The following is a 26,716-nucleotide window of genomic DNA, read 5'->3' on the forward strand; positions in this document are numbered from 1 at the left end:
GGTTTATCCTTTTAAAAAACCGGCGTTCCATTGGTCGGCATCAATGTCCTTGAGTTTTTTTGCGACAGAACAGAGCCAGCCTTGAACATACTTGATGCCATCCTGTGTAAGCTGCTTCAATTCTTCCTCTTCAACGTGTTCAATGACCATTTTCCGGATGTATTGTCGGTCCAAATCCATAATTGCATTATAGTACTCCTGCAGCTTGTTTCTTTTCATTTTTACAAAGGCTGGCTGCAAAACTGTGATTTCTTCCAGCTCAGTTGCCGCTTTTTCTCCGAAATCATCCAAAGAAAGAGCAACGCCCTCTTCTTCAGCAATGCTTTTCCAAAGCACCAAATCCTTCTTTACATGCTCTGTGATCTCTATCGTGAACGAAAGCTGAGTCTGTTTTAATAGCTCAATGCATTTCACAATGGTCTCTTTTGTCAAATCGGCTTCTAGATTATAAAAGATTCCTTTAATCTTTAATGCTTTCAAATCGTTGGCATTTCGGACAAATTCTTCACAGGTGGCAATCGTAATCTCATCCAATCGGCCATCCCTTCTCGCCATGTCATACCAGTGATCAGGACTCTTGCTGTTGAATCTCGTCAGGATCTCAACATATTCCATTTCTTTGGTCAATGTATTTACGATCGGCTGTGCGTAAATCGAAAACAACTTTTCCTGGATGATCTGCTCAAGCTCCTTACTCTCCCGGTCAGCAGGCCAGGAGAGCGGAAGGGAAACTTCATTGGGCAAACCAATGTTCAAGCATTGAAGGGCCTTTTTTAGGTTAAATAGGGCATAAACAAAGGCGGCAAACCGGTTCAATACATTTATTTTTGTTCTTCTTGCATAAATCAATCCGGCGCATACTCCTGCAATATAGTAGGACGGCAGATAATCCTTAACAGCGATTTCGCCCACTTCTTCAATGAATTCCGCTCCAAAACAAGGCAAAATCTTATCGAACGGAGCAATGCCATCCGGAATATCATGTGGTTGCTGGAGCTCTTTCATGAGGTCTCGTGTCACATAACTGCCGATTTCCATCCATTTATCCTGATTGTCACTGGACTCCAGCGGAAAGCAATCCAGCAAAAGGTGAAGCTCCAAGTACCGATAATCATAGAATAGATTCGTATGCTGCTTTAATTCCGCAAAGTCAATAATAGAAATATCACTCTTGTTTTTATCGGTGACGATAATATTGTTTCCATGGTAGTCTCCATGTGAATGACTGTGTTTGACATACATGGTTTCTTCTTTCCATAGATTTTTATTGTACAGGTAAACAAGAGGATTGGGGAATAGATTTCCATGAAAACTCAATACGGCAGAATTGGTATCAGCCCCCAATTCCTTAATGGGAGTAAACAGCGTCTCCCACCTTTCCGTCCCCAGTGTTTCAATCATATGATCATAAGGAGAGACGATCTTTTTTTTCTCCACGCCCCAACCATTTATAAAATTTAATGCCTCATTGATGATGCCAGAATAATCGACAGCCATCTGTTTTTCAACGGCTTCATTGATTGTAAAACTCTCAGCAGCTCCGGCAAACTCATACATTACCGCATGCTGATTTTCAAACGTTTTAATATCCAGGACACTTGGAATATAATGGTTCATTTCTGCTTCACTAGCAAGATGAAGAGCCATTTTGTATGCTGCCTCTTCCCGCTCTCCTTCTTCCATGGTGGTAATCTTTACGAGAGCTGGCACCCGGCGGCGTTTCTTTTCTACTTTTTTAATATATTGGACAAGGTAGATCTCTGCCCCTGACTTCCCGGTATTGATTTTTCTATGTATATCGGGTAAAAGATCAAACTCAAACCGATCAAGCCTCTCCTGGCTTTCTTCAAAATTAAACATAGACCTTATATCCCCCAAACTCCTTTTTGATTCGTTACATTCTTACTTAAGTATCTTGCTCATATTGCTAGTCTCTGCTTACCAATAAATCAATCTCAATAAGGTCCCATGAGGTTACAATGCCTAAGGGAGCTTCCAGAGGGGAACCGTTCTGGGTGATGATAACTGCTTCCAGCTTTCTTTTTTTCTGAAAGGATTCCTCATAAATGTCCTCCAGCTCAAAGATATCCATCGAACGTTTAACAAACACGACATTATGATGCTCTTCATAGGGCTTAAGATTCTCCACTGTTTTTCCTTCGACGTGGATACTTCCTTTGTGAATAGAAGCCGCCATCCACTTCGTTAACCCATTCTCTGAGATCAAGAACTGAAACACACCCTTCTCATAGACAGGAAATTGATTATACGAAGAAGTGCCCATTATTTTAATCAAATCTTGAAGCGGTGTTGTGAGGTTTACGGATACAACAAAAGCAGTTGCAATATCCAATACGGTCGGTGGCTTAGAAAGCAGCTTGGCGATATTTTCAATTTTAAGAACCGTATTTTCATGAGGAATAGCGATGAACGTTTTCCGCTCCAATTTTTCATGAACCAGTGCATTTCGCAGCTTAGCAAACTGTCTTAAGTCATAATAGACTTGCTGAATCACCCGGTGTTTGCGGCTGGAGTCCGTGAGAAGCTTCATAAAAGCATCGTTGTATTCATTGGGATTCAGGCGTTTTAAGATATGGTGGATTTGGTTGAATGCTACTTCAAAGCGTTCAGCCCATTCACTGTCTGGAGTTATCGTTGGTTTATCCATATTCGATTTGTGCATTTTCACACCTCAGGTAAATGTTATGTAGGAATATTATACCAACCGTATATAGGCTTTTCTACCTGTATATTTAAATTGAAAACCCTTTCTTGACCTCTCTTCCCTCTGCTCTTATACTAAATATGAAAATCATTTTCATAAAAGGGGGTTATTTGATGAGTAGTTTCTTCGAGAAGGCACAACAGTTTGGTAAATCGTTTATGCTTCCGATTGCCGTATTGCCGGCAGCGGGGTTGTTATTGGGAATTGGCGGAGCGCTGTCGAACCCGAATACGGTTAAAGCATATCCGTTTTTGGATATTGGATGGCTTCAAGTGATTTTTACGATTATGTCGAGTGCTGGAAACGTAGTGTTTGCGAATCTGGCCTTGCTTTTTGCAGTGGGTATTTCCGTTGGCCTCGCACGAGGGGATAAGGGGACAGCAGGCCTTGCCGGTGTTCTTGCCTTCCTGGTCATGAACGCGACCATTTCTGCGCTCTTAACGATTACCGGAACATTGGACGCAAAAAATCCGGCAGCTGCCGGACAGGGAATGAGTCTCGGGATTCAGACACTGGAAACCGGTGTGTTTGGCGGCGTGGTGGTCGGGATCATGACGTCCTGGCTTCATAATCGCTATAACAAAAAACAGCTGCCACAGTTCCTTGGGTTCTTCAGCGGATCCCGATTCGTTCCGATCATTGCTTCCTTTTCCGCGATTTTGCTCGGGGCCGTTGTCTTTTTCGTCTGGCCGTTCATCCAGGAGGGAATTTTTCAGATGGGCGGTCTGGTGGAAGCGACCGGTTATATCGGTACGCTGATCTATGGCTTTGTGCTCCGCATGCTCGGACCGTTTGGGCTTCATCATATCTTCTATATGCCGTTTTGGACGACGAGTCTTGGCGGATCCCTAACCGTGGACGGGAAATTGGTGGAAGGCACACAGCGTATTTTCTTTGCGCAATTGGCCGATCCAGGCACACAGCACTTTTATATCGGTACCGCCCGCTTCATGTCCGGACGTTTTATTACGATGATGTTCGGCTTGATCGGTGCCTGTCTGGCCATGTACCGTACAGCCAAACCTGAAAACCGGAAAAAAGTGGCCGGACTGCTGGCTTCAGCTGCTCTCACCTCCTTTTTGACCGGTATCACAGAACCTATTGAATTTTCATTTTTGTTTGTGGCTCCTATGCTCTATGTGCTCCATGCCTTTTTGGACGGAATGGCCTTCATGCTTGCCCATATCTTTCAAATTACGATCGGCCAAACGTTCTCTGGCGGTTTCATCGACTTCCTCTTGTTCGGGGTGTTTCAGGGTACAGCGAAAACCAACTGGCTCATGGTGCCGGTAATCGGTATTCCGTGGTTCTTCGTCTATTACTTCTCCTTCACCTTCCTGATCAAAAAGTTCAACTTCAAAACACCAGGGCGTGAAGATGCGGGTGAAGCCTCCGTGAACATTACAAATGGAAGCGAACGTGCCGGGGCTGTTATTCAGGGTCTTGGCGGCAAAGAGAATCTGCAGAACGTGGATTGCTGCGCCACAAGGCTCCGGGTAACTGTCAATAATCCGGCACTGATTGATGAAGAGATTCTAAAGAAAACAGGATCAAAAGGAGTTATCAAAAAAGGCAACGGCATCCAGATCATCTATGGACCGGATGTCACGATTATTAAAAACGAAGTTGAAGAAATGGCAGGGGAAAAATATGCTTGAACAGATTAACGGCGGCCTGGTGGTTTCGTGCCAGGCCTTACAACACGAACCACTTCACAGCTCCTACATTATGGCGAAGATGGCACTGGCGGCCAAAGAAGGCGGAGCTTCTGGCATACGGGCCAACTCGAAAGAAGACATTTTGGCCATTAAACAGGAGATCAGTCTTCCCGTCATTGGCATTGTAAAACGAGATTATGAAGATAGCGAAGTATTTATCACCGCAACGAAAAAAGAAGTGGACGAACTGATCGAAAGCGGCTGTGAAATGATCGCAATGGACGCGACTTTAAGAAAGCGTCCCGATGACCTTCCATTAAAAGAGCTCGTGTCCTACGTTCGGAAACAGAAACCGAACGTTCAGCTTATGGCAGACATTTCCTCTGTAGAAGAAGCATACCAAGCGGAGGAGCTGGGCTTTGATTGTGTGGGGACCACCCTCTTTGGCTATACAAACGAAACAAAAGGCAGTAAGCTGTATGAGAACGACTTCGCCTTTTTAAGAGAAGTCCTCCAGAACGTAACCCTTCCTGTGATTGCGGAAGGAAACATCATGACACCTGAAATGGTAAAAGAAGCGCTCGATGCCGGTGTGCATGCCGTCGTGGTTGGCGGTGCCATTACCCGGCCTCAGCAGATCACCGCACGATTTGCCGCTGAAACTAAGAGATAAAAGGATGTAGACGATGGCTTCCCTGCTTAAGGAAATTCAAAGTATTTATTCTTCCCTTTCCCTAAAGGAGAAAAATATTGCCGACTATATACTGTCCGATCCGGATGGTGCATCACACAGCTCGATCCAGGAAATGGCCGAGAAAACCGGCGTATCGGTGAGCACCATCACCCGGTTCGCAAAAAAAGCCTCCTGCGCAAGTTTTGTGGAGATGAAAGTGAAGCTTGCATCAGGCTCTGAAAAATCAGATGAGGAAGGGATCGAACAGACCCTGCTCTCCTCCTACCGGGAGATGCTGGCCGATGTCCGTTCCCTATCAGACAACCAGGCGTTTGACCAGGTTATGACCCTGCTTCGGGAAGCCAAGCGGCTGTTCATCTACGGCCTGGGCAGCTCGGGTCTTGCCGCACAGGAGCTGAACTACCGGCTCAGCCGGATGGGTTTTGTTTCGGAAGCCGTAACCGACCCGCACTTAATGGTCATCAAAAGCACCCTGCAGCAGCCGGGAGACGTAATCATCGCCTTTTCACGATCTGGCCAGACGGTAGATCTTCTTCAATCCGTAAACAAAGGAAAAGAAAAAGGCGCCAGGCTGATTGCACTGACGGCCTTTGGCAACACCCCGCTCACGGAGCTGTCGGATGCGATTCTTTGGACGATCCATCCAGCACGGAATAACTTCCTTCTGACCGGCCTCGACATGAGCATGCTTTACCTCATCGACCGAATCAGCCTGCACTTCCTCTCAGAACCGGAGCGGGAAGCCAAGTACCTGGAAACGGTAGAAGCAATTACGTCGACGGGAATTTCGTCGGTGAAGAAAAATTAATAGATAATGCAAAAAAGCCGAGCCAGCACACTACTGACTCGGCTTATTAAACTATTTGCTAACCTATTATCTCTACAACTTGCTAGAAAGTTCAGCATTCAGTGATTTGGCTTCTATCCCCTCCACCAGTAAAATCATTTGATTCCATGTATTATCGCATAAAATCCATTAATTCTTTTTCATTCATTTTATTTCCTCATTCTGATTTATAATAAAGAAACCTTGGGAGCTTTTTCAGCTTTTCAAGGTTTAGGTTACACTTAAAGAACAGAATTTCTTTTTAAATCATTTTTGTTGTATCGGTAGCTAATTAATCTTCATCAGATACTGCATCGTCATAATCCTGTAATTCTTCCAAAATTTCTTTCAATCGACCAATATTATTTTTAAACTCTTCGTAAGAAATTTCTTGGTAATTAAAAGTCCCTTGGCCAAATTCATCACTATCAAATATTTTTACATTCGCGCCTAATTTAATAAGATCATCGACTAAGTCTTTTAAATTTTCCATTTCATCAATATCGTCGGCATCCGTTTCAGCAAGCAGATCTTTATTTTCAATTTTATTTTTTATATCGGTAATTCCTAAACCTGTGGACTTTCTTATGGGTACTATATATTTACTAACCGGACCATCTGGAAGTATTTTAATTGCCATTGTACTCATCTATCATTCTCCTTCCGTTAAAATTCTTCTAAATAATTTGGATTTACTGGCTTACCCGGTGCATTTTTACTATAGCTCCCACCATGCCATCCCTTTAGATGTTCCTTACCGGTTACAGGATAAATTAATTCTCCTTTATTAGATATATGTGGATAATTCATAGCATTGTAAGTATGGTGCCCAATTACCGGTTGCCCATTATGCTTAGGTTTTTTTCCAATTAATATCTCTTGTTTTTGTTCATTAGTCCAATTCCTTGTTGGAGGTTCTCCATCTATAATTCTTTTCTTTTCTTGCTTCCAAAATTGATTAACTCCTGCAGCCCTTCTTTTGGAAAATCTTTTATCCCACTGATATCTTTTATATTCTTCTTTTGTTACTGTTCGATTTTCAATCTTTTCCATTATTTTTTTCTGCTGAGCTCTACTTAAAGATTTATAAGGGGTAATCTTAGGTGTTATATCAAGCCCTGATTTCTGAGCCCTTTGGGCAATAATTTTTTCACCTACAGCTACTTTTTTATTACCTAGACCAATTACATCCGCCGACCCAACAACTCTCCTCGCTGCCTGCCCTTCCTTCGTCACACCAATCACTTTATCAGCCGTTCTCACAACCTTGAATGCCTTAACGCCCTTCCCAATTGGGGTAAGCCCAAAGACAAACATTCCTCCGGCCAAAACTCTTCCCCATCCAGAGATTTTTTCTCCGGTGGCTGGGTCAATGCCGGTGGCGGCGCGCTGGGCGTCATATATTCCGCTTAGTTCTCCTGCAGCATCTTTTGCGAGCTTGCCTGCATCAATGCCATCTGTCTTGCCTGGATCCTTGAACCGGTCGTCGTACTTGGCAAGGATGGCTGTGGCCTGGGTGAGCGAGAGCGGTACGTTATCGGCTCCAGAGGCCTTATGGGCAAAATAGGAGAGCCAGGCGGCCTGGTATTCGAGAGTGTGTACGATCGTTTGGCTCGTTTCTTTTATACTACCATTTACGGCGGAAATCTGTCCCGAAAACGGAGGCGGGAATTCAGAACGAGAGAGGATGGAACTGGCTTTTTCAGTCTCTCTTTCCAGGCTGTGCTGAAGGTTCTTCGCCCGGTTTTGATGCTCCAGCATTCGTTTGGACAGGCTTGCCAGCCGATTCGGTTCGATTTTGATTTCCATGAAGTCCCTCCTGCCTTATTTCGTTGATTCCTGCTTCTTCAGTGCTTCTTTCATTTCGTGAAGGGACACCATTAACCTGGATCGTTCGCCCTCCAAATAATAGATCCAGTACTCCATGTAATAGACTTGCTGTCCAATGTCCCCTTTAAACATTGATAGGGTCTTATCCAGCGACTCATACATGTCCTTGTATTCCTGCTGCTTCTTTCCCTTCCAGATGTCTTCCCTAGTTTCCTGAGTCACATCACGAGCAATATTCTGAGATAGCGTATTTGTCTCTTTTTGCAAGGTAAGAAGGCCTAGCTGAACCTCTTTAATTTGCTGTATATCCCGATTAATCGATTCGATCTGCCTTTGTACACGAACCCCATCCATAAACCCGAGCATACCGGCCATCCTCCTTTCGCCCTTAGATCTTTACCGTACAAATCCCTATAAAAGATAGTCACCATCCTATTTTACCTTATTTTGTTAATCCTTTAACTCTATCCTTTTTACCAACTTTTATTTATTAGCTAAAAACTTTTTTACAATCATTTCATCACATGATCGATCATCTAATATTCATAAAGTAATTGACAATTTCGACAAGTTATTATTATTATCTATGTAAACGCTTTAATAAATAGGTGAGTCTTCATGAGTAATAGCTTTATACTAGAAAACACAGTCATACCATCTGTCAGAGATCTTAAACAACTAAGCATGGCACTTAAAAGTGTATCTCCCATTATTCTCCTTTCTGAGACTCACATTGGGAATTTACAGAGCTTAACGAGAAAATGCCATGAATCGAATAAAAAAGTCATTGTGCACCTGGATCTGGTCGGGGGCTTAAATAAGGATCCCATCGGACTGAAGATGCTTCGTGATCTGTTTAAAGTAGATGGCATTATCTCCCCCAATGTTAAAATTATTAACCAGGCAAAAGATTTAGGTTTGTTCAGCATTCATCGTCTTTTTTTGCTCGATTCCCGATCTTTGGAAACCGGCTTAAAAAGTACAAACGGCAGCCAATTGGATGCCATTGAAGTATTGCCTGGTCCCTTTGCGAAAAATTTTATCGAGCAGATCAAAACGTACAAAAAAGCTCCTGTTTTGGCTGGAGGTTTTATATCCGCAAAGGAAGACGTTAAAGAGCTCTTCAATGCCGGCTTTCATGGCATTACTACCAGCAGTTCCGAGCTATGGAAAACAAAATAGTTTAGATGGGTGATGTGACATCGATAAAACCCTGCAGGGCACTAGCAAAAGCTAGTGTTCTGTAGGGTTTTTTATTTTTTAAGGAGGTGAGGCACAGAAACTTTGATTGGCTTGTAAAACTAATAAGGGGGAGATGTAAATGGGAATCATCAATTCCATCATTCAATTAGGACCTGCCGTTATGATGCCGATTATCTTTTTTATCTTGGCCTTGGTCTTCCGAATTAAAATCGGTCAGGGGTTTAAAGCCGCTATGTTGATTGGCATTGGTTTTGTCGGGATCAACCTGGTAATCGGTTTGCTTCTGGACTCCTTGGGACCAGCAGCACAAGCAATGGTTGACCGCTTTGGATTAAAATTAACCGTTGTAGATCCAGGATGGCCTGTAGGTGCAACGATAGGCTGGGGTACTCCTATTGTTCCATTTGTTGTATTTGGAGCAATTATTTTGAATCTCGTTCTGTTACTATTAAAGTTAACAAAAACAGTAAATATTGACATTTTTAATTACTGGCAATTTATGCTGACAGGTGGTGTGGTTTATGCCATTACAAAAAGCATTACCATCTCAGTCATCGTTTCATTGCTGCATTTTCTCATCGCCATTATCATTGCGGACTTAACAGCCAAACGAATTCAAGAGGAGTTTGACCTGAAGGGTATTTCCTTCGCTCACGCTACCTCCGCAATCTTTGTTCCGATTGGGATGGGGATGAATTGGCTGATCGAAAGGATCCCGGGTCTAAGGAATGTCAAAGCTTCACCAGATGAGATTACAAAGAAATATGGGATTATGGGTGAACCGCTGACATTAGGTTCGATTTTGGGTGTTCTATTAGGCATACTAGCCGGCTTTAATGTGGCTGATATTCTTACACTTGGTATAAAGGTTGCTGCCGTCATGGTGCTGTTGCCTTCCATGATTAATATCCTGGTGCAAGGATTAGACATTATCCGGGAAGCGGCCGAAGCGTTACTAAAAAAGCGATTTCCTGACCGTGAGTTCTACATTGGCCTTGATACTGCGCTGCTGGTTGGAAACCCCGCGGTTCTTGCTACAGGGTTGCTGTTGATTCCGGGTGCCCTACTGCTGGCCATTTTGCTGCCTGGAAACAAGGTCCTTCCTTTTGTCGATTTGGCCTCGCTGGTTTTCCTTATTCCAATGGCAGCTCCATATTTAAAGAAAAATTTGATTCGGTTATTTATTACCGGACTTGTGATTGTCACGCTAGTCTTGTATGCGGGTACTTCAATCGCTCCTTATTACACGGAAGCTGCGGAAATGGTTAATGTAAAACTGCCGGCCAATGTATCATCAACGACAGAGTTAGCCAATCTGGTTGGAGGTGCGACCACTCCATTAGGCTGGATTTTCATCGAGTTATCTAAGCTATTTTCTTAAAGGAGCTGACGGTTATGCCAAAGTTTATATTAGGAATTGATAATGGCGGAACGGTTACCAAAGCAGGACTATTTACGTTAGACGGTAAAGAACTGGCAGTAGCCAGCCGTACCACAGAAATGTTTATGCCTGCACCCGGCCACACCGAAAGAAATATGCATGAGCTGTGGGATGCCAATGTTCAGGTCATTCAAGAAGTATTACAGCAATCGGGAATTGACCCTGACTATATTGTTGGAATCGCTACTACCGGACATGGAAACGGAATCTATTTAGTGGATGAGAATGGAGAGCCTGTAACAAATGGAATTATATCGACTGATTCAAGGGCAAAAGACATTATTAGTGAATGGAATGACGATGGCACAGCAAATAAAGTACTTCCAAAGACAATGCAATCCCTCTGGGCGGGTCAACCGGCAGCCTTATTAGCCTGGTTTAAGAAACATCAACCCGAAGTCCTTTCCCAGACTCGTTGGATATTCATGTGCAAGGATTACATTCGCTATAAGCTTACAGGTAAGCCCCATGCAGAAATCACAGATATCTCCGGATCCAGCCTCTTTAACATCAGGGAACGGAAGTACGATGAGGAGATCCTTCGTACATTGGGGATTGAAGAAGTCTTTACCAAACTGCCCCCTGTAAAATACTCCGGGGAAATCTGTGGATATGTAACAGAGGAGGCAGCACAGCTCACCGGGCTGAAAGCAGGGACTCCAGTAGCTGGAGGATTATTTGATATTGATGCCTCTGCTATCGCAACAGGAATCACCGATGAAGAGAAACTGTGTATCGTTGCAGGAACATGGAGTATTAACGAATATATAACGAAAGAACCAGTCGTTGATAAAGAACTGTTCATGACATCGATCTACTGTATTCCCGGGTACTGGCTGACCCTTGAAGGGAGCCCCACTTCTGCCAGCAACCTGGAGTGGTTTGTCAAAGAATATTTCAATCACGAATACGAAGAAGCAAAGAAACGAAAGATCTCCGTTTATGAGCTGTGTAATGAAATGGTTGAAAAAACACAACCCACTGAATCCAATATCCTGTTCTTCCCCTTTTTGTTTGGGTCGAATGTCCACCCTAACGCAAAGGCATGCTTCTTTGGATTTAACGGCTGGCATACAAAGGCTCATATGTTAAGAGCCCTCTATGAGGGAGTCGTGTTTGGCCATAAAATTCATGTTGATAAATTATTGAAATACCGAAAAAAGCCCGAAATCATTCGAATTGCGGGAGGAGCGACTCGGTCGGAGGTTTGGATGCAGATGTTTGCCGATATCCTTCAAACACCCATTGAAGTCGTTGAAGGAACCGAACAAGGAACATTAGGTGCTGCCATCTGTGCCGCCGTTGCAACCGGACAGTACCCCTCCTTTACCGAGGCCGCTCAAGAAATGATAAAAGTGGGAAAAACATATACCCCTGATCAACAGTGCCAGGCTGTATATGAGGAAAAATATAGGTATTTTAATAAAGTACTTGATGCACTGGAGCCTATTTGGCAATAACCAAGGAGTTGATGGTCGTAATGAACCTTAATTTAATCGGAAAGACAGCTATTGTAACGGGGGGCTCAAGAGGTGTAGGACGCGCAATCACCCTGGCGCTTGCCCAAGAAGGTGCCAATGTTGTCGTTAATTACAACAACAGTCAATCGGCAGCAGATGAAACGGTCAATCAGATCAAACAATCCGGGGGCGGCGCCATTGCAGTTCAAGCCAACTTAGATAACCCCGATGATTGCCGAAAGCTAATTGAGACCGCTAAAGAAGCCTTTGGCACAGTAGATATTTTAGTCAACAATGCAGGTATCTGGCCCAAAAACTGGGTAAAGGACATTTCCTTGGATGAATGGAACCATACCATGCAAGTGAACCTGACCTCTGTCTTTCTTACCTGTCAAACGTTCGTTCAAATGTTATCCGAAGAAAAGAGAAAAGGAAAAATATTAAACATTACCTCCCAGGCTGCTTTTCACGGCTCTACCACGGGTCACTCCCACTATGCTGCAAGTAAAGCCGGTGTTGTTTCCTTTACGGTTTCCCTGGCAAGAGAGGTGGCGGGGCAAGGTATCAATGTAAACGCACTGGCTTTGGGAATTGTGGAAACCGACATGATCGGTGATGCCCTGCAGAAGAACAAAGACTACTATGTAAACCGTATTCCACTTGGCAGGGTGGCACAGCCCAATGAAATTGCGGATATCGCAGCATTTCTGGTATCGGAAAGAGCAAACTACATCACCGGAGCCACCCTGGATGCCACCGGCGGCATGCTGATGAGATAAGAAAAAGGAGAGAAACGATATGCTAGTTACGTTACAAGAAGTATTACAGGATGCTCGGCAAAAACAATATGCGGTACCTGCGTTTGACTGCATTGGCGATATCATGGTGCGAACCATCCTGGACACGGCGGAGAAGGAACAATCACCTGTCATTCTTATGTGCCTGGAGCATAACCTGCGTGAGCCAAAGGGGTTTGCGTTTCTTGCGGAATATATTAAAACCGTTGCTTCTCAATACAGCATTCCAGTTGTCCTTCATTTGGACCATGCCATGGATTTCCCCTTGGTTAAAGAAGCAATCGAACACGGATTTACTTCCGTGATGATTGATGGATCAAGCTTGCCTTTTGAGGAAAACATCAAATTGACAAAAGAGGTCGCAGATTATGCCCATCCATACAAGATTAGTGTGGAAGCTGAATTGGGGCATGTGGGAGGAAATGAACTTGGCGGCAATTATGGGACAGACTCCCTTCTGACGGAACCTGAACAGGTAGCCGAGTTTATTGAACGTACAAATTGTGATGCCCTTGCTGTGTCCATCGGGACGGCTCATGGCGTTTATCATGCGGAACCAAACTTAAATATCGAACGCACGAAAGAGATTAATAGAGTCAGTAAAGCCCCTCTTGTCCTGCATGGAGGATCCGGCACTCCCGAACATCAAATCAAAGAGGTGATAGCAAACGGAATTACGAAGGTGAACCTGTATGCAGACTGCAGAATCGCCATGGCCAACGGGCTGAAAGAAGCAGCGAAGAGTTTAAAGAGAATTGATCCTTTGCCAGAAGATATGCTGTCACCGATCAAACATTCGCTTGCAGAAGTCGTCGCACAAAAAATCCACTTACTGGGGTCCAATAATCGCGCATAGGAGATGATTTTCTTGAAGTTGTTAGCCATATCCGATTTATTTATTCCTTCAGATGTGATGGAAAACGGTTTATCCAGTCTAAAATCAAAAGGTATTGAAATTGAAGTAAGAGAATGGAACCATACCTCTTTAGAAATGCTGCAAAAGGATAATATCGAGGTGGAAACCAAAGGGCCTGAAGCGGTTTCAGTGCCAGAAGCGTTATATGAGGGAATTGAAGACTTTGATATGCTCATTGTTCATTTTGCACCCGTAACGAAAACGGTTCTTCAACGAGCAAAAAAATTACAACTTGTTGGTGTTTTAAGGGGCGGTACAGAAAATATCGACCAGGAAGCCGCCGCTCAACAAAATATCGAAGTTCTTAATACGCCAGGACGAAACGCCAGAGCTGTGGCCGAATTTACTTTAGGAATGATTCTTTCTGAAGTAAGAAACATTGCCCGCTCCCATGCCGCATTAAAACAAGGAAACTGGATAAAGGATTTTCCAAACAGTGATGCCATACCTGAACTTGCAGGCAAGACAGTAGGAATTATTGGCTTGGGCAATATTGGAATTCGGTTAGCCACGTACTTACATGCTTTAGAATGCAATATTATCGTTTTTGACGAGTACACGAATGACATACCTGCTCCCTATAAGAAAGTGGATCTTGATACTTTGCTAAGGGAATCAGATATCGTTTCCCTCCATCTGCGACTGAGCAAGGACACCCAGCACTTTATCGGCCAGGAGGAACTGGATCAAATGAAACCTTCCGCCGTACTTATTAACACTGCTCGCTCCGGCCTCATCGATGAAAAAGCATTAGTTCAACGTCTTAAGGAAAAGAAAATCATGGGAGCTGCCCTGGATGTCTTTGATCATGAACCGTTGGATGCAAATGATGAGCTAGTAAAGCTGGATAATGTAACGATTACGACTCACATTGCCGGCAGTACCATTGATGCTTTCAGGAATAGTCCTAAGCAGTTGGCAAAGGAAATCCTGAATAAATTAAGATAAAATACTTCCTCAATACTCAGGTGTAATCCAAGAGCGCTTATGAACAACAGAAGGCTTTAGCAAAGTCGAATATCCTCCAAAATTCGCTTGGCACACTTTAAAGACATACTGTCTCTGGGATTACCTCAATCAAAAAAGACGGTCCATAGAGGATCGTCTTTTTAGTAATCTGTTTCCATTGAGTTAATCATTCAATAGAATAGAAATTGCTGCTCCTTTTGCAGGAGAAAACCTTTCGCTGGTAAAGGTAACTTCTGTTTTCTCGAAGGCATATGGAAGGGTATGTTTTTGAGAAAATTCCAGCGTGTTGGTTCTGAATGGATCGAACATGTTATACGGAGAATCAATAATAATCTTTTGAGGATTGATCAAGTGAATGACTTGAACCAGTGCGCGTCCCAATAATAGGCCGTATCTTGTGATTTCCTTATTCAGCCTACTATCATTTTGAATCATTTTCATCCAATCGTTCGTATGCACTTGATTTCCAATCTCTTGATTCGCATACTCCTTAAGAGCATTTAAACCTATCATTTGCTCCAAGCACCCGCGTTGTCCACATTTACAAAGCGGTCCTTCCGGGTCTACCGAAATATGTCCAATTTCACCGGCAGTCCAGCTATTCCCATTCACAATATGATCATTGATAATATAGGCGCCACCCACACCTTCGCTGATTCGAATATAAAAATAGCTGGAAAGCGGACTCTCCTCTTTCAACATCCCTTCAGCTGCTATTTTTACACTGTTAAACACGGCAACAGGCTGGCTGACTATACGTTCTACCTCCTGTTTCAAGGGGATGTTCTTCCAATCCAGTTTAGAGGATTGGTACACATATCCTGTTTCCGGGTCAACAAGGCCCGGTATTCCTATGCCAATCCCTTTTGAGTTCGGAAAACGCTTCGAGAGCCGTTCAGCAAGCCGTATAAGCTCTTGCAACACATCCTGGTCAGAACTAACCCGTAATTCTCCTTCTTCTATTTCATTTAAACGAAAGTCCAGTACGACGTATTCCAGTTTATCTTGTTGAACAAGAAGTCCAATCGACTGAAAAGCATCCGGTACCAAGGTCAGCATGATTCTTGGCCTTCCTGCTCCATGAAGCTCTTTAATTCCCGATTCCGCCACAATGCCATCTTTTAAAAGCTGCTCGACAATTAACGAAATTGTATTCTTGCTCAAGCCAAGGCCTTGAGCAATTTCCAGCCGCGAACAAGGCTGATGCGCCCGAATGTAATCGAGAATTTTCTTTTGATTTTGTTCCCGTAAGACCGCGGTACCTTTGCTTTTCATTCTCAGACTCCTATATATTTAATCCAAATGCTATAATTTTTTGATTTTCCCTTTGAACCGCTCAATGAATTGTCCATTCCACTCATCTCCGCCCGAGGCATTGCCACTCTTCCATATAGGGGGAGATACACCGTCCTTCGCCAGCATACCGATTGCTTCTGCGGCCATGGCATTGAGCAGAAACGCATTAGCGAAGGTTGAAATGGCTGCCACTTTCTGTTCAACGTTCCCTACCTCTAGTATAGCATCTCCTACTGGCACTTTACTGTCGAGAACGACATCTACTAACTCATACAAATTCTTTTTTGATGGATGCCTTGCCGGGTGATCTTCCGGAGTTTCGTCCGCATGCTTTCTCGAGGTGACTCCAATTGTCCGTATGCCCCGTTTCTTCGCTTCCAATGCCGCATCAATCGTTGCTGAATTAATACCATAAGCATTGATGATAATCAGCAGGTCTCCTTGCTGAAGCTCATAATCATCCAATACGATACTGCTGTATCCCGGAGTCCTCTCTATCGCCATGGAACGCAATGCCCCGCTGCTTAACAAGGTCCCTTCATCCAAAATGGCACTCACATGCATCAGGCCGCCGGCACGAAAAAAAAGCTCTTGTGACCCCAGATTGGAATGCCCTCCTGGACCATAGGCATAGACCAGTCGATCGTCTTTAATTTGGTCTGCGACCATCCGGGCAGCCTCTAGAATGGATTCACTTTCCTCATCATGAAGCTTCTTCAGATGGTTCGTTACTTGATCCAAATACTGAGTGCTTAACAGACTGCTCATTATACATATGCCTCCCTATTCTTGTACATCTTTATCCCTCGTTTGTAAGTTTCTACAACCTCAATTCCCGCTGGAGTCCGGTGAAAAAGGATAAAATCCGCTGGAGCTCCTGCAGCAATACCCATTTGTTGAGGGAGCTCTAGCAATGCAGCGGGATAAACGGATGCCATATCGATGGCTTTCGTGAGGTCGCATATTTCCTTTTTCAAGAGATGATTTATGCCCCAAAGTTGAGACTGGGCGGAACCCGCTAATAATTCAGGTTGATCCCGCATGGAAAGCCTGCCGGATGGATGGAGTTCTACTGCTCCCCCGATATGCAGGTCATATTTTCCAGAAGGCATCCCGGCTAATGAGACGCAATCACTAATGAGGATGGCTTTCTCTCCTTTCATCCTGATAAAAACCTTTAGCACAGAATCAGGCAAGTGAAAGCCATCAGCAATCATACTTGCCGATAAATGATCACTGGCCAGTTGCTCCCAGAGATAATTAGGATGTCTCTTTAAGAAGAGATCCGCTCCGTTTCCAAGATGAGTGGACAACCGAGCCCCTGCTTTGACCGCTTCTTGAATTTGTTCAGGCTCTGCTGAGGTATGCCCAATGGATACAACAATGCCTTGAGACGTGCATTTTTTTATAAAATCAACGGAATTCGGCCATTCAGGTGATAGAGTTATAATGGAGATCCTTCCTCCTGATGCTTCCTGCCACTCAAGGAACTCCGTCCAGTCTGATCCTTTGACATACTGTTGATTATGAGCCCCTCTTGGACCATCTTTCGGAGATATATAAGGGCCCTCCAGGTGAATTCCTGCCATCATACGGTTGATGACATCATCTTGTTCTGCTGCTTTACGGATTGCTTGTAATAAAGCAAGAATATGGTCAGGGCTGTTGGTGATGACCGTTGGGTAGAAAGTGGTTACTCCCTGACTCGCCAATGCACGGCATACCTGTTTAATCGACTCAAAATTCAGTGGTGGAGTATTGAAGTCCACTCCTCTATACCCATTGACTTGGAGGTCTATGAAGCCAGGCGCGATATAAGGTAAAGATTCTTCTGCAGGGTGAGGATTGACTGCTGAAAATGTTCCATCTTCAATTGTTAAATCTATCGGGTGACCAGTTTTATAGTGAATTGCTTGTAATCCCACCTATTCACCACCACCATATGAGTCACTGTCCACGTAGAGGATGCAGTTTGGATGAGTTCGTAAAATGGATGCCGGGCAACGCTCAGAGATTTCTCCATTTAACGTCTGATGGACAGCAGTTGCTTTCGTTGGGCCAGGAACGACACAAAACAGATAGTGTCCTGATAACAAAGCAGGAATCGTTAACGTCAAAGCTGTTTTGGGCACGTCATCAAAGGCAGCGAAACAGCCATCATTTACTTGCTGCTGTCTGCATGCTTCATCCAGTTCTACTTCTTTCATTGTTTCAGGGTCCTTAAAATCAGCAACTGGCGGATCATTAAAAGCAAGATGACCATTCTCCCCGATTCCCAAACACACAATATCAATCGGCTTTTCATTGATTAGCTCAGCATAACGTCTGCATTCCTCATGAGATGGATTTGTTCCATTGATTACGTAAGTCCGTTTAAAGGGAACTTTTGAAAAAATATGAGTTGTTAAAAAGTAACCAAAGCTTTGTGGTGAATCTTCAGCCAGACCAGCATACTCATCCATATGAAAAGCGATCACCCGTGACCAGTCAATCGCAGGATTTTGGACCAATGCTTCTAGCAGTTCATTTTGTGAAGGAGCAGCTGCGAAAACCATTCTTACTTCTGATTGTTTAGACAAAAGCTCTATTATTTTATCTGCAACATCTGACGCAGCCTCTTTCCCCATAGCTTCCCTGGCCAAAAATACTTTTACCTTCAAATGATCAAACTGTTTAACAATTTCAGGGCTGTATTCCATTAGATAACTGTTCTCCCTTCAGTATGAGTTCATCTATTCCTCGATAAATCTCCATTTCAATTTCTTTTGAAAACGGAGAGGGCAATGCAAAGTAATAACAAGACTCAATCGCTTCATAGCCACCCTCGGAAATTTGGTTGGCTGTTGGTACATAGCCAATCATCCCATTGCTGTAGGGAAGCGGTATAATTTTTCCCTCATATTTCTCTTTAAGTTGAAGTCCATATTCAGTCACCACTTCAGCATTAAAGGCAAGAAAGGATAGACTCGAGCTAATCTTCCACAATGTCATTTGCAATGGGACCGTGTTACCTTGACCAAAGAACTTTTTCTGCACAGCCCTTTTCCATTCACTCTTCATTTCAACAGGCTGTATTGTTTCTTCAAAACCATGCTGGTCATAAAATTCTAAACGAATCTCAGAGCTATGAACCTGAAACTCTTCTACTTCAACCCCGCTCCACTGACCATTTGTTAAAACCTCGTCAATTTTTTTTGCCAGCTTCATTCCCAATCGCTCGATGTCCTCCTGTTTGCCTCTGTAAAATTGCCCATCTTTGATTAGAGCAGGCCGGATATCTCCACAGCATCCCTGTAGGTATCCTGCTACGAATCTCTGATTATACGATTCCTCAAGAACCGTCATCGCATGGCCCGGAAACTCAGAGGATACCGCATTGTCACCTGTCGTGGTGGGGTGGCATGTATAATGCGTTAACAATGCTTTCATGTTTCCGGTTACTGTTAGAAACTGTAATAGAATGACCTCAGAGTCTATCACACCGTCCGGATTGGGTGCCATCACGATTTTCCCATGATCTGACCGCCTTCTGTTCATACCAATGTGACAGTTGGTCGCTGCTCTTTTAATGGTAACGGCTTCTATATTATTTCTTGCTGATTCGATTGCTTCCCGTAATTGCAGCTTCAGAAACCTTAAGTAGTGTTCATCCGCCTTGCCCAGGTAAGCAGTAAAATGACTGCTGGTTTGAGGCCCGGAATGATTATGGGTCGCATGTAAAATGATGGCATCCGACTCAATCCCCCACTCTTTTTTTATTTCTTTTTTGAGAAGCGATACATAGTCCGATCCCCACCAGATTAAGTCGCCAATTAACAGCACACCATGCTTCGTTTCTTCCTTTCCTTGATGCCAGGAAAAGTAAAATGTCCGTAAGTTTAACCGCGACTTCACCTCCTCAAAGGGAGTTTGTCTATGGGCATATCCAGCAAGTTCAATGGGATGCTCAGGTGTGATATCTACTGTTGATGTTCCAAGAAACAACTGCAACCTCGATCACTCCCCGCCATGCTGCTTTTGGAGCAGTTCGATCATTAATAAAAAATTACGCAAAATATGATAAGGATCCTTCACCGGCAGAGCGACCTGCTTATTGATAGGAATACCCTTGCGATCCCTGATCTGGATCCACTCTCCTATTTCTTGATTCTTGTTAGGAAACGTCTGAAAGACATATTCCTGAATTCGATAAAACCAGTCCTCAAACGCGGGGTTCCTCGTATAGCAAAACGCATAAAGTGTGGCATACAACGCCTCGGAATGAGGCCACCAAAGCTTCGTATCCCACGTCTCTTCAATCAGCCTTTCGTATTCTGTACCCGTTCTCCGCCCTTTTGGCTTTCCTCCATCCGCATCAATAAACCGGTAAAGGCCTCCATATTCATGGTCCCAGCCTTCCTCTAGTAACGTTAATATGGACGTGCATGCGTCTTCCATCGTTTTTTTATCGTTCCTTTTTTCGGCCAGTACCATCACAAACCACATGCATTCAATCCCATGTCCGGGGTTTCGGTGCCGGTATAAAAGTGTATCCTGTAATCGTTCTTGATCTGTCTTTAATTCTTGAATCGTCCCGTCCTTCCTCCGAAATGTATCCGTCACTTCCATCATGAACCCTGCCGCTCGCTGCTCAAGGGATGATGCATCTGGACTTCCGAGCTGCTCTGCTGATTCTGCCAGCTCCTGAGCCACATTTAAGAGGATCATCGGAAACGAATGGGAAGAGAACCCCTGGGGAACAGGATAGGGTTCACTCCTCACCTTTCCCATGTCCAACCGATTCAAGAGATGGTTAAACGTGTTTATAGCTTCCGTTAGTATTCCTTTGTTACGTGTGGCTCTGCTGTATTCGGAAAGACCGAGTATGACGAAACAATCTGCAAAGAAACTCGTATCATACCCCTCTCCTGCTATACTTTCCTTCTTTTTTCCGTCTTCCGTTAGCAAAAAAGCACAGTTTCCATTCTCCAAAAAAGCATTTCCCCTCAGGAATTCGTATGTTTTTTCTGCATGCTGCAGGAAAAATTCCTGATTTCCATTCATCAGGCCTTTTTTCATCATCCGATACAGCCGGCTCTCTATCCATAAGAATCTTCCTTGTGACCAGGTATACTTATCCCGTGAAAGAAGGGTATCCCCCTTGTTGTTAAAGCATGTGTAGACTCCGCCGTAAATATGGTCCATCGCTTTTTCCCAAAACGGCAGCAAGGAGGTTTGGACATGTCGCTCGGTATTCTTTAATAGCTCGTTAAAATTCATGTTTCTCTCCTTTTTTATCCCTCTTATAAGGCGAGATCACTTCCATCTCCAGTTTTATCTTTTTCCTTACCGTTTAAGGAGGCCAATAAATCACCTACATCTGATGACACTGGCTGATTACGGTTTAGCCAGCCCACTGCGCTATAGGTAATAAATGAAATGAGGACAGGTGTACCTACCTGAACCGCTAAAGATACGTCGAGACCATAATTCACCACAACAAATCCAGCAAGCCCCGCTGCAATGGAAACAATAGCTGCGACCGGACCACAATGCTTAAATGCAGGAAGAAGTCCAAACAGCATAGGAATGGAAACCGGACCTACCAGTGCGGCAAACCATGTGATTAATAATCCGATGACGCCTCCGAACATGTCAGAATTAATAGCGACTACCAGTGTTAAAGCAGTGAATAGGAGTGTTGTAATCCGGGCGATTTTTAAAGCCCGTTTTTGGGACATCCCGACAAACCGTTTAGACATAACAGGCAGAATATCACGGGTAATAACCGAAGCAATGGTGTTCGAATCAGAGGATGTCATGGACATGGTGGCCGCAAATAATGAAGCAAGAACAAGACCGACCAATCCTTGTGGGAGTAGTTCTTGGGTGAGAAGAGCATAAGATTGTGTAGGATCTTTTAAGTTCGGCAGGATCAGCGGGGCTGCCCACATTGGGAAAAACAAAATGATCGGCCAAACGAGATAAAGAATAGCGGAAAGCAAGGATGACTTTTTGGCCTCTTTGCCAGAAGGAGAGGAAATAAAGCGTGTCGCCAAATTCCACGTCCCCCCGTTATAGCTGAGCAGTACGATAAAGGCGTAAATGATAACGTATCCGGCCGTATAGGGTTCCCTGAAAGGATCACTGTTTGCTGCCGGAAGCTGATCCCATATCCCCGTAAAGGAACTCGGTCCGCCAAGTTTTATCATGACCACAATAAACATAACGATCCCGCCAAGAAGCTGAACGACAAATTGGACAAAGTCATTTAGCACATCTGCCCACAATCCCCCAACCGTAATATAGACAAGAGAAATCAATCCAGAGATTAATACACCTGTCATAATAGGAATCCCCGTAAACACATTTAGGAGAATACCAATTGCCGCCCATTTGGCACCAACATCGAATAGCTTGAGCAGTACTCCGCTCCAGGCAATGACTTGCTGTGTCGGGATGTTATACCGGAGTGCTAAATACTCAGTGGGTGACTCAATGTTCAAGGTGGATCGGAGCCGGGACCAGCGGGGTGCAAATAAATACGCACCAATCGTACAGGCTACGAAAATGGGGAGCGCCCACCAAAAATAAAGACTGACTCCTTGTGTATAAGCTAATCCTGCATACGCCACAAATACAGCACCACTATGGCCCGATACGTGATGAGAAATTCCCGATAACCACCAGGGCATTTTCCCGCCTGCGACAAAATAGTCCTCGGATCCTTTGACCATTTTGAATGACCAGAATCCAATAATGAGCATGACAATAAAAAACAAACCTAAGACCAACCAATCCAAAAAATGCATTCCCTAACCCCCTTCTACTAATTAATCCTAGTCTATGACTAATTAAAGTTAAAATATCACCAACGAGTTTCATTGTCAACAATATTCTGATAATTTAATGTGTAAATGCCGTTCTATCCCTTGTCATGTCCAAAAATCTTGAAAGGTTACTCTAAAAAATTTTAAAAGCGATGCCTCCTTTTCCCCCTTTTTCTCTATTTAAAGAGTGAAGACCTTTATATAGAGAGGAAGAGCCACATGTTGCCTGGAAAGATTACGAATTTTAAAACCTTGAATGACAAACACTTTTTAGAGGTACATGGAGAGAAGTTTACGAAGGGGGAGTTGATCGTCTTTCACCAGCTCACACGGTATAGTGTCAAAGTCATTGGTGTATGCAATGCAAGAAAGTTTGGCGTCATCTCCATCCACCACACCATCCGGAACCAGGGCGGGTATGCCCACAACATTTTTGTGTTCCATCGTTTTGACAGACCGCTTCCACACAAATTGATGGGTCAGCAAAGTCCTCTACCCCCTTGCAGCTCTGGGAAAAATCCCGACATTTCAGTTCCGGAAACTTAAAAACCTCTTTATTTGTATGTACCATTCAAGTAGGTGGAAAACCCAATATAGAAAGTTTGTAGCTTAGGAAAGGGGTTCTTACGATCTTCAGAAGATTTTACGGGAGGAGAATAGGCATTTATAATTTGCTTGGCATGAAATATAGACATTCTCTCTTTGGGATTACGGAAACTAGAATCATATTCTAACACCTTCAATGTTCTTCGATCTTCTTTCGTGGAGGGCAGATGAAAGAAGAAATCTTCAATTCTGATGAGTACATCCAACCGCTGCAAGGCTCTTTCCGGGTTGGTTGAATAATGCAGTCCTACTTTCTCAGCTCGTCCTTCTTTCAGCAGCTGCTCGATCGCCCTATTCTTGAAGGAATAAAGGACAGGCGCATTTTTCGCATGGTTGTTGATAACATAGATCGCAATAGCAATTTCTCGAATTGTTATTTCCCTCATCTCCATTCTTAAATACGTGAGAAAGCATCCATTCTTAATGAAATATCGGCGCTTTCTCACTCTTCTTTAGCTTGTAGGCTTGCTTTTTTTTACATGGACGACTCTTGGCTTCTCGCTTTAAATTGCTTTAGCAGCACATACACCGAAATGATTCCCATCGTATCAATAATTACATCATAAAGCCGACCATCCCGCCCAAAATACAGCTGCATTACCTCGGTAAAAACAGCAAATCCAAAGGACAAGACCACTGCCCTCCCATGCTTTCCTAACCAGGCAAAGAGCAAAACATCAAGGATGGCAAACCCTAAAAAGTGGCCGGTTTTAATGAGAATAAAGTTAGGATGAATCATGGTAATGTCTGAGAAACTAAAAAAGTGAGAGAAGTCAGGTGATGTCAGTCTAAATTCAATAATCCGGCTGCCCAACAGTGCTTCAAGATTGTCCGTAAAGGTATGAATACCAAGGAAAAGGGTCCAGGCAACAACGATAAGAAATTTACATGTCTTCATACTTCATTTATATCCATATAAACTTTACTTCATAAGCTCTTCTGTTTTATACCCATTTACATTTTTCATCTGCCAGTTCCAAGCATCAACACACATTTGGTCAATTTCCTTCTCGGCTTTCCAACCCAGGTCATTTTTGGCTTTTGTCGGATCAGCATAACTTACAGCAACGTCCCCAGGTCTACGATCAACTATTTTATAGGGAATATCTTTACCTGTAGCTTTTTCAAAAGCTCTAAGGACTTCAAGGACACTATAACCCTTCCCGGTTCCCAAATTGTATGCTTCAATTCCAGTACTCTTCATAACCTTATCCAAAGCTTTTAAATGCCCTTTAGCTAAATCTACTACGTGAATATAATCTCTAACACCAGTGCCATCTATAGTGTCATAGTCATCACCGAAGATCCGAAGTTCATTTAGCTTACCAACAGCCACTTGTGTAATATAAGGAGTTAAATTATTGGGAATACCGTTGGGATCCTCTCCGATAAGACCACTTTTATGAGCTCCAATTGGATTAAAATATCTAAGCAGAGCAATACTCCACTCCTTGTCTGATTCATATAAGTCCCTTAGAATTTCCTCGATTATCAACTTGGTTCTTCCATAGGGGTTTGTTGCATTAAGTGGAGTACTTTCCGAAATAGGGCTTTGCTGGGCCAATCCATAAACAGTAGCAGAAGAACTAAATACTAACTTCCTCACACTAAACTTTTTCATTACGTTGCAGAGAGAAATAGTTCCTGCAATATTATTGTGGTAATAATAAAGAGGATTCTGTACTGACTCACCTACCGATTTTAGTCCCGCAAAGTGAATTACCGCTTTAATATTGTTCTCAGAAAAAACCCTAATCAATTCTTGTGTATCTAATAAGTCAATTTTTTCAAATTTTATTCTTTTTCCTGTTAATTCTTCAACACGTTTTAAAGCTATTTGGTTACTATTTGAAAGATTATCTGTTACTATTACTTCATTATCTTTATTATTAAGTAGCTCGAGACATGTGTGACTACCAATGTAACCTGCTCCTCCAGTTAGTAAAATAGACACTTTATTTCCCCCTTTTTTTATTTTTCATTACTGCTAATAAGTAATTTGCACTATCAATTTTTAAAAATATGACTAAAAAGAAATAGATTAAAACCCCTACCACTATACTTACACCTAGGGATATGTATTGATTCACATGTAATTTAGTTAATTCAAAACAAACTTTTGAAAATATACCCATTAAAATAGAAGAGCATAAAATTTTTATGAAATTGATACTAATATGTTTAAGTCCAAAGGATCCGATTTTCTTTCTCAAGCTAAATATTAACAAAGTCGACGTAACTATCGCAGCAGTACTACTTGCTAAAGCTAAGCCACTAACACCCATAAATTTTGATAATATAATACTTAAAATTATATTTATTACCAAAGCAATAACAGCATTCCCCATTGGAGTTTTTGTATCCTGTAACGAATAAAACGTCCTAGCAAGTATTTCCCTTAAACCAGAACCAATCATTCCCAATGAGTAGAACATTAATGCAGAGGATGTCATATTAATGGCAGCATTATTAAATTCTCCTCTTCCGAATAGTAAACTTACTATTTGTTCAGAATAAATAATGGATCCTACCGCCGCAGGTACAACCAATAGATTAACTGCGGTTATAGATTCACCAACAGAATTTTTCAACCCTATAATATTCTTCTCTACTACCATTTTTGATATTTTTGGATACATTACAGTAGCAATTGATAGTACAAAAACACCTTCTACAAACCAGCTTAATCTATTTGCATAGTTTAAAACGGAAATTCCACCTTCTGCTATTTGGGATGCTAACGTCCTATCAATCAATAAGTTAATTTGGTTCACTGAAACTCCCAAAATAAGTGGTAGTGCTAATAAAGCCATATCCTTAATATGCTTATCCCTAATATCTAAAAATGCTTGATATTTATATCCATTCTTTAAAATAAAGGGAATCATTATTACAAACTGCGATATTGTTGCAAAAACTGTTCCAATCACTAATATATTTATATTGTATTTTGTGCTAAGTAAAATAGCCAAAATAGTAAATATATGCAATGGGAAGTTTGACAAAGTAGAGATTATAAAATTCCCTTTCAATTGAAGATAGCCATTAAATATTGATATGAGCATGGTGAAATATATTCCTATTAGACTAATCTGTGTAAAGTGGACTGTTAAGTTGAGCGTGCTTCCTTCAAATCCAGAAGCAAAAAGTTTTACTATTGAATTTGTGAATATTAGGCTAATAATAATAATTGCAGTACAAAATATCAACAAGAAATTAACTAAGTTATTTGTATACTTATCACTCTTTAGTGATCCTTCCATTCCTTCTATTTTGCTATACATAGGTATATATCCTGTAGCAATTCCAGTACCTATGAACGAGAAAATGACGCTAGGTATTGTAAGGGCAATTAAATATGCATCACTAATGTTTGATGCCCCGTAAAAATAAGAAAGAATAACATCTCTAGCAAAACCAAAAATTTTCGAGAAAATACTTAATAGCATAATAATTAATGCTGCTTTTTTCATAAAAATACCCTTA

At 42.7% G+C, this 26,716-nt stretch carries 26 protein-coding genes; 9 read left to right on the forward strand and 17 right to left on the reverse strand.

Translation table 11 applies throughout. The annotated features are described in order from the left end of the window. Window positions 1-3: 3 nt before the first annotated feature. Together BLT53_RS16085 and BLT53_RS16090 are read right to left on the reverse strand one after the other, a co-directional pair. On the reverse strand, window positions 4-1,860 hold the full coding sequence (locus BLT53_RS16085; protein WP_090236227.1) for an EAL domain-containing protein: 1,857 nt from the start codon (window positions 1,858-1,860) through the stop codon (window positions 4-6). Window positions 1,861-1,927: 67 nt separating this feature from the next. Further along, the gene (locus BLT53_RS16090) at window positions 1,928-2,683 is read right to left on the reverse strand and encodes a CBS domain-containing protein (RefSeq protein WP_090236229.1); all 756 of its coding nucleotides are present in this window, start codon (window positions 2,681-2,683) and stop codon (window positions 1,928-1,930) included. A 155-nt stretch (window positions 2,684-2,838) separates the two neighbouring features. Here BLT53_RS16090 and BLT53_RS16095 point away from each other — a divergent pair, with 155 nt between their 5' ends. From BLT53_RS16095 to BLT53_RS16105, 3 genes are read left to right on the forward strand one after another with little or no spacing between them, the layout of a single operon-like run. Beyond that, on the forward strand, window positions 2,839-4,383 hold the full coding sequence (locus BLT53_RS16095; RefSeq protein ID WP_090236230.1) for a PTS transporter subunit EIIC: 1,545 nt from the start codon (window positions 2,839-2,841) through the stop codon (window positions 4,381-4,383). Beyond that, window positions 4,376-5,056 (forward strand): N-acetylmannosamine-6-phosphate 2-epimerase, encoded by a 681-nt coding sequence (locus BLT53_RS16100; protein WP_090236232.1) that lies wholly within the window; start codon window positions 4,376-4,378, stop codon window positions 5,054-5,056. The genes BLT53_RS16095 and BLT53_RS16100 overlap by 8 nt, the downstream gene beginning before the upstream one ends. 13 nt (window positions 5,057-5,069) lie before the next feature. After that, window positions 5,070-5,885, forward strand: coding sequence for a MurR/RpiR family transcriptional regulator (locus BLT53_RS16105; protein ID WP_090236233.1), 816 nt, complete (start codon window positions 5,070-5,072; stop codon window positions 5,883-5,885). Window positions 5,886-6,195: 310 nt separating this feature from the next. Here BLT53_RS16105 and BLT53_RS16110 read toward each other — a convergent pair whose 3' ends face one another. From BLT53_RS16110 to BLT53_RS16125, 3 genes are read right to left on the reverse strand one after another with little or no spacing between them, the layout of a single operon-like run. Beyond that, complete coding sequence (locus tag BLT53_RS16110; protein ID WP_090236235.1) at window positions 6,196-6,552, reverse strand: hypothetical protein; 357 nt, start codon at window positions 6,550-6,552, stop codon at window positions 6,196-6,198. Window positions 6,553-6,569: 17 nt separating this feature from the next. Beyond that, window positions 6,570-7,712 carry a pre-toxin TG domain-containing protein gene (locus BLT53_RS25465; protein ID WP_244520435.1) on the reverse strand — a complete coding sequence of 381 codons (1,143 nt, stop codon included), beginning with the start codon at window positions 7,710-7,712 and terminating at the stop codon, window positions 6,570-6,572. 15 nt (window positions 7,713-7,727) lie between these two features. Further along, window positions 7,728-8,099, reverse strand: coding sequence for a hypothetical protein (locus BLT53_RS16125; protein ID WP_090236237.1), 372 nt, complete (start codon window positions 8,097-8,099; stop codon window positions 7,728-7,730). Window positions 8,100-8,351: 252 nt separating this feature from the next. Between BLT53_RS16125 and BLT53_RS16130 the strand changes: the two genes are divergently transcribed. The 6 genes from BLT53_RS16130 to BLT53_RS16155 all read left to right on the forward strand — a co-directional run bounded on the left by BLT53_RS16130 (window position 8,352) and on the right by BLT53_RS16155 (window position 14,498). Beyond that, window positions 8,352-8,915, forward strand: coding sequence for a glycerol-3-phosphate responsive antiterminator (locus tag BLT53_RS16130; RefSeq protein ID WP_090236238.1), 564 nt, complete (start codon window positions 8,352-8,354; stop codon window positions 8,913-8,915). Between the two features lie 139 nt (window positions 8,916-9,054). After that, window positions 9,055-10,317: a PTS galactitol transporter subunit IIC gene (locus BLT53_RS16135; protein ID WP_090236240.1), complete on the forward strand. Its 1,263-nt coding sequence runs from the start codon at window positions 9,055-9,057 to the stop codon at window positions 10,315-10,317. 14 nt (window positions 10,318-10,331) lie between these two features. Next, window positions 10,332-11,837 (forward strand): FGGY-family carbohydrate kinase, encoded by a 1,506-nt coding sequence (locus BLT53_RS16140; RefSeq protein WP_090236241.1) that lies wholly within the window; start codon window positions 10,332-10,334, stop codon window positions 11,835-11,837. 20 nt (window positions 11,838-11,857) lie between these two features. After that, entirely contained in the window at window positions 11,858-12,616 is a 759-nt protein-coding gene (locus BLT53_RS16145) for an SDR family NAD(P)-dependent oxidoreductase (protein ID WP_090236242.1), read from the forward strand. Between the two features lie 19 nt (window positions 12,617-12,635). Next, entirely contained in the window at window positions 12,636-13,490 is an 855-nt protein-coding gene (locus BLT53_RS16150; RefSeq protein ID WP_090236245.1) for a class II fructose-bisphosphate aldolase, read from the forward strand. Between the two features lie 12 nt (window positions 13,491-13,502). Then, the gene (locus BLT53_RS16155; RefSeq protein WP_090236247.1) at window positions 13,503-14,498 is read left to right on the forward strand and encodes a 2-hydroxyacid dehydrogenase; all 996 of its coding nucleotides are present in this window, start codon (window positions 13,503-13,505) and stop codon (window positions 14,496-14,498) included. A gap of 183 nt (window positions 14,499-14,681) precedes the next feature. Here the strand turns inward: BLT53_RS16155 and BLT53_RS16160 are convergent, their stop codons facing one another. From BLT53_RS16160 to murJ, 12 genes are all read right to left on the reverse strand, one after another. Then, a complete protein-coding gene (locus BLT53_RS16160; protein WP_090236249.1) occupies window positions 14,682-15,794 on the reverse strand; it encodes an ROK family transcriptional regulator in 1,113 nt (370 codons plus the stop codon). A gap of 30 nt (window positions 15,795-15,824) precedes the next feature. Continuing rightward, window positions 15,825-16,583 carry a sugar isomerase domain-containing protein gene (locus BLT53_RS16165; protein WP_090236250.1) on the reverse strand — a complete coding sequence of 253 codons (759 nt, stop codon included), beginning with the start codon at window positions 16,581-16,583 and terminating at the stop codon, window positions 15,825-15,827. Beyond that, window positions 16,583-17,740, reverse strand: coding sequence for an N-acetylglucosamine-6-phosphate deacetylase (locus BLT53_RS16170; protein ID WP_090236251.1), 1,158 nt, complete (start codon window positions 17,738-17,740; stop codon window positions 16,583-16,585). The genes BLT53_RS16165 and BLT53_RS16170 overlap by 1 nt, the downstream gene beginning before the upstream one ends. Next, a complete protein-coding gene (locus BLT53_RS16175; RefSeq protein WP_090236252.1) occupies window positions 17,741-18,514 on the reverse strand; it encodes a glucosamine-6-phosphate deaminase in 774 nt (257 codons plus the stop codon). Then, entirely contained in the window at window positions 18,498-19,805 is a 1,308-nt protein-coding gene (locus BLT53_RS16180; protein ID WP_090236254.1) for a neutral/alkaline non-lysosomal ceramidase N-terminal domain-containing protein, read from the reverse strand. The genes BLT53_RS16175 and BLT53_RS16180 overlap by 17 nt, the downstream gene beginning before the upstream one ends. 6 nt (window positions 19,806-19,811) lie before the next feature. After that, on the reverse strand, window positions 19,812-21,074 hold the full coding sequence (locus BLT53_RS16185; protein WP_090236255.1) for an AGE family epimerase/isomerase: 1,263 nt from the start codon (window positions 21,072-21,074) through the stop codon (window positions 19,812-19,814). A 23-nt stretch (window positions 21,075-21,097) separates the two neighbouring features. Continuing rightward, window positions 21,098-22,606, reverse strand: coding sequence for a sodium:solute symporter family protein (locus BLT53_RS16190; protein ID WP_090236257.1), 1,509 nt, complete (start codon window positions 22,604-22,606; stop codon window positions 21,098-21,100). A gap of 288 nt (window positions 22,607-22,894) precedes the next feature. Continuing rightward, on the reverse strand, window positions 22,895-23,110 hold the full coding sequence (locus BLT53_RS24755) for a hypothetical protein (protein WP_139168416.1): 216 nt from the start codon (window positions 23,108-23,110) through the stop codon (window positions 22,895-22,897). Between the two features lie 68 nt (window positions 23,111-23,178). Next, complete coding sequence (locus BLT53_RS16200) at window positions 23,179-23,616, reverse strand: YkyB family protein (RefSeq protein ID WP_170834375.1); 438 nt, start codon at window positions 23,614-23,616, stop codon at window positions 23,179-23,181. A gap of 89 nt (window positions 23,617-23,705) precedes the next feature. Beyond that, on the reverse strand, window positions 23,706-24,128 hold the full coding sequence (locus BLT53_RS16205) for a VanZ family protein (protein ID WP_090236261.1): 423 nt from the start codon (window positions 24,126-24,128) through the stop codon (window positions 23,706-23,708). Window positions 24,129-24,152: 24 nt separating this feature from the next. Beyond that, complete coding sequence (galE, locus tag BLT53_RS16210) at window positions 24,153-25,184, reverse strand: UDP-glucose 4-epimerase GalE (protein ID WP_090236262.1); 1,032 nt, start codon at window positions 25,182-25,184, stop codon at window positions 24,153-24,155. Window position 25,185: 1 nt separating this feature from the next. After that, window positions 25,186-26,703 carry a murein biosynthesis integral membrane protein MurJ gene (gene murJ / locus BLT53_RS16215; protein ID WP_090236264.1) on the reverse strand — a complete coding sequence of 506 codons (1,518 nt, stop codon included), beginning with the start codon at window positions 26,701-26,703 and terminating at the stop codon, window positions 25,186-25,188. Window positions 26,704-26,716: the final 13 nt, after the last annotated feature.

Origin of the sequence: Fictibacillus solisalsi (genome assembly GCF_900103485.1) — a bacterium.
GTDB classification, from domain to species: domain Bacteria; phylum Bacillota; class Bacilli; order Bacillales; family Fictibacillaceae; genus Fictibacillus_C; species Fictibacillus_C solisalsi.

Excerpts from the sequence above, each read along its gene's own strand:
- BLT53_RS16125 (WP_090236237.1), bottom strand. The coding sequence starts at position 8,099 with ATGCTCGGGTTTATGGATGGGGTTCGTGTACAAAGGCAGATCGAATCG.
- BLT53_RS16095 (WP_090236230.1), top strand. The coding sequence starts at position 2,839 with ATGAGTAGTTTCTTCGAGAAGGCACAACAGTTTGGTAAATCGTTTATG.
- BLT53_RS16175 (WP_090236252.1), bottom strand. The coding sequence starts at position 18,514 with ATGGAATACAGCCCTGAAATTGTTAAACAGTTTGATCATTTGAAGGTA.
- BLT53_RS16190 (WP_090236257.1), bottom strand. The coding sequence starts at position 22,606 with ATGCATTTTTTGGATTGGTTGGTCTTAGGTTTGTTTTTTATTGTCATG.
- BLT53_RS16150 (WP_090236245.1), top strand. The coding sequence starts at position 12,636 with ATGCTAGTTACGTTACAAGAAGTATTACAGGATGCTCGGCAAAAACAA.
- BLT53_RS16185 (WP_090236255.1), bottom strand. The coding sequence starts at position 21,074 with ATGAATTTTAACGAGCTATTAAAGAATACCGAGCGACATGTCCAAACC.
- BLT53_RS16110 (WP_090236235.1), bottom strand. The coding sequence starts at position 6,552 with ATGAGTACAATGGCAATTAAAATACTTCCAGATGGTCCGGTTAGTAAA.
- BLT53_RS16165 (WP_090236250.1), bottom strand. The coding sequence starts at position 16,583 with ATGAGCAGTCTGTTAAGCACTCAGTATTTGGATCAAGTAACGAACCAT.
- BLT53_RS16200 (WP_170834375.1), bottom strand. The coding sequence starts at position 23,616 with ATGAGGGAAATAACAATTCGAGAAATTGCTATTGCGATCTATGTTATC.
- murJ (WP_090236264.1), bottom strand. The coding sequence starts at position 26,703 with ATGAAAAAAGCAGCATTAATTATTATGCTATTAAGTATTTTCTCGAAA.
- BLT53_RS16160 (WP_090236249.1), bottom strand. The coding sequence starts at position 15,794 with ATGAAAAGCAAAGGTACCGCGGTCTTACGGGAACAAAATCAAAAGAAA.
- BLT53_RS16135 (WP_090236240.1), top strand. The coding sequence starts at position 9,055 with ATGGGAATCATCAATTCCATCATTCAATTAGGACCTGCCGTTATGATG.
- BLT53_RS16085 (WP_090236227.1), bottom strand. The coding sequence starts at position 1,860 with ATGTTTAATTTTGAAGAAAGCCAGGAGAGGCTTGATCGGTTTGAGTTT.
- BLT53_RS16130 (WP_090236238.1), top strand. The coding sequence starts at position 8,352 with ATGAGTAATAGCTTTATACTAGAAAACACAGTCATACCATCTGTCAGA.
- BLT53_RS25465 (WP_244520435.1), bottom strand. The coding sequence starts at position 7,712 with ATGGAAATCAAAATCGAACCGAATCGGCTGGCAAGCCTGTCCAAACGA.
- BLT53_RS16105 (WP_090236233.1), top strand. The coding sequence starts at position 5,070 with ATGGCTTCCCTGCTTAAGGAAATTCAAAGTATTTATTCTTCCCTTTCC.
- BLT53_RS16100 (WP_090236232.1), top strand. The coding sequence starts at position 4,376 with ATGCTTGAACAGATTAACGGCGGCCTGGTGGTTTCGTGCCAGGCCTTA.
- BLT53_RS16090 (WP_090236229.1), bottom strand. The coding sequence starts at position 2,683 with ATGCACAAATCGAATATGGATAAACCAACGATAACTCCAGACAGTGAA.
- BLT53_RS16145 (WP_090236242.1), top strand. The coding sequence starts at position 11,858 with ATGAACCTTAATTTAATCGGAAAGACAGCTATTGTAACGGGGGGCTCA.
- BLT53_RS16140 (WP_090236241.1), top strand. The coding sequence starts at position 10,332 with ATGCCAAAGTTTATATTAGGAATTGATAATGGCGGAACGGTTACCAAA.
- BLT53_RS16205 (WP_090236261.1), bottom strand. The coding sequence starts at position 24,128 with ATGAAGACATGTAAATTTCTTATCGTTGTTGCCTGGACCCTTTTCCTT.